Below are 2,293 nucleotides of genomic sequence, written 5' to 3'. Positions count from 1 at the left end.
AACCATTCTTCGTAGGCCCGGGCCACCCGTCGTGGCGTGTCCAGCAGCCCCTCGCGGGTGGGATCATCGCCGGCCCATTGCAGCAGCGTGCGCACCGCGGCTTCGGCCTGTTGGCGGCTGATGTTGTTGCGGATGTCGTCGGTCATGGCTGTGCAAATGGCGCGGCGGGGCGTGCATGGTAGCGCGCCGGCATGCCGATCAGGCAGTCAACGGTCTTCCCCCGCCCAGCAGACGCGCCGGCAGCATCAGCAGCGCACGCAGAAATGCGAACAGCGCCGAAAACGTGATGCCCACCAGCCGAAACGGCAATGCCAGCAACCAAACGAAGGGCCACAGCACCAGTGCAAGCAACGCCAGCGGCCAGCACAGCACCCATAGCAGGCACCACAGCAGCAGGATGGTCAGCAACTTCATCGTGGTCCTTGGTCTTTATGGAACGCTGCACATGCAGCGATTTGCAAGATGCAAGCGCGCATCCGGCACGGCAAGTGTTTTGCGATGAAATCGGGATAGATGCGATGAAATGGCAGGCCCGCATACCCGGCTAGCCGCACGATAATGGCGCTGGTTTTCTTGCTGGATGCAGCACCATGCCCGACTCCCGCATTCACCATGCCACGCTGCGTCAGCGCGTGGTGGATGCCGCACACGCGGCCGCCTTGATCCAGCCGGGGGAAACCGTGGCGATGAGCGGCTTTACCGGCTCCGGCTATCCCAAAGCCGTGCCGCAGGCGCTGGCCGCGCACATCGCGCAGGCGCATGCACGCGGCGAGGCCTTTCGCATCCAGTTGCTCACTGGCGCGTCCACCGCGCCGGAATTGGACGGCGCGCTGGCGCAGGTGGATGGCTTGGCGATGCGCATGCCATTCCAGAGCGACCCCAACGCACGCAAACAGATCAATGCCGGCAAGCTGGATTATCTGGACATCCATTTGTCGCATGTGGCGCAGCATGTGTGGTTTGGCTTCTACAACGAGATCGATACCGCCGTGATCGAGGTCTCTGCAATCCTTGAAGACGGCGCGCTGGTGCCCACCACCTCGGTGGGCAACAACAAGACATGGCTGGACTTGGCCAAGAAAGTCATCATCGAAGTGAACCAATGGCAGCCCGTCGAAATGCTGGGCATGCACGATATTTACTACGGTACCGCACTGCCCCCGCATCGCCTGCCGATCCCGATGGTGCATGGCGATGACCGCATCGGCCAGACCACCTTGCGCTGCGAGCCCGACAAGATTGCGGCGGTGGTATTCACCGATGCCCCCGACCGCAACAGCCCGTTCAACCCGGTGGATGCCGACAGTGCGCGCATCGCCGGACACTTGATTGATTTTCTCAAACACGAAGTGGCACGCGGCCGCTTGCCAGCCAATTTGCTGCCCTTGCAATCGGGTGTGGGCAATATCCCCAATGCGGTGCTGGCAGGCTTGGCCAGCAGCGGCTTCCACGGCCTGGAGGCATACACCGAAGTGATCCAGGACGGCATGCTGGAGCTGCTCAAATCCGGCGTGCTGCGCTATGCCTCGTGTACCGGATTTGCATTCAGCCCCGAGGCGAACGAAGAGTTCCGCCGCAATCTGGCGTTTTATCGTTCACGCATAATCTTGCGCTCGCAGGAAATTTCCAACCATCCGGAAATGGTGCGGCGCCTCGGCTGCATCGGCATGAACGGGATGCTCGAAGCCGACCTGTACGGCAACATCAATTCCACCCATGTGATGGGCAGCTCGATCATGAACGGCATCGGCGGCTCCGGTGATTTCGCCCGCAATGGCTTCTTGTCGGTATTCCTCAGCACGTCCACCGCCAAACACGGCAGCATTTCGTCGATCGTGCCGATGGTCAGCCACGTGGACCACACCGAGCACGACGTGGCGGTAATCGTCACCGAACAAGGCTTGGCCGACCTGCGCGGGCTGTCACCGAAGCAACGTGCGCGTGCCGTGATCAGCCATTGCGCACACCCGGATTACCGCGATGGACTGCAAGATTATTTTGACCGCGCTTGCCGCGACAGCTACGCCAAACACACCCCGCACCTGCTGCCGGAAGCGCTGTCCTGGCACCAACGCTGGTTGCAGACCGGGACGATGCAGCCCAGCGCAAATCGGTGACTCAGGCACCGCCCCGCGCCAGCGCGGCATCCACGCTGGCCTTGGATGCCAGCGTGCCAAAGCTGGCCGCATGCGTAGCTGCCAAACGGCTGGCGCACCAGTGGGTTGCCAGCGGATTGTTTGCACGCAGCAGGGTTGCGCCTTGCAGCAGCAGTGCAAGGCGTTCGACCAAGCGG

3 protein-coding genes are annotated in these 2,293 nt (G+C 62.2%); 1 reads left to right on the top strand and 2 read right to left on the bottom strand.

Annotated elements, in window-relative coordinates:
- Window positions 1–146: GTP cyclohydrolase I (locus QWB57_RS03780; protein WP_288968393.1), on the bottom strand; the 146-nt coding region annotated here is incomplete at its 3' end.
- A gap of 52 nt (window positions 147–198) precedes the next feature.
- Window positions 199–414 (bottom strand): hypothetical protein, encoded by a 216-nt coding sequence (locus QWB57_RS03775; protein WP_288968392.1) that lies wholly within the window; start codon window positions 412–414, stop codon window positions 199–201.
- 176 nt (window positions 415–590) lie between these two features.
- Here QWB57_RS03775 and QWB57_RS03770 point away from each other — a divergent pair, with 176 nt between their 5' ends.
- Window positions 591–2,117, top strand: coding sequence for an acetyl-CoA hydrolase/transferase family protein (locus tag QWB57_RS03770; protein ID WP_288968390.1), 1,527 nt, complete (start codon window positions 591–593; stop codon window positions 2,115–2,117).
- Window positions 2,118–2,293: the final 176 nt, after the last annotated feature.

The sequence above is a fragment of the uncultured Thermomonas sp. genome (assembly GCF_937872235.1).
In the GTDB taxonomy this organism is placed as follows: domain Bacteria; phylum Pseudomonadota; class Gammaproteobacteria; order Xanthomonadales; family Xanthomonadaceae; genus Thermomonas; species Thermomonas beijingensis.
The sequence above is the reverse complement of the archived record's forward strand: the minus strand, read 5'-3'. Positions and strand labels throughout refer to the sequence as shown.

Bases quoted from the DNA above. Each gene is read 5' to 3' on its own strand.
- QWB57_RS03775 (WP_288968392.1), bottom strand. From the start codon at position 414: ATGAAGTTGCTGACCATCCTGCTGCTGTGGTGCCTGCTATGGGTGCTG.
- QWB57_RS03770 (WP_288968390.1), top strand. From the start codon at position 591: ATGCCCGACTCCCGCATTCACCATGCCACGCTGCGTCAGCGCGTGGTG.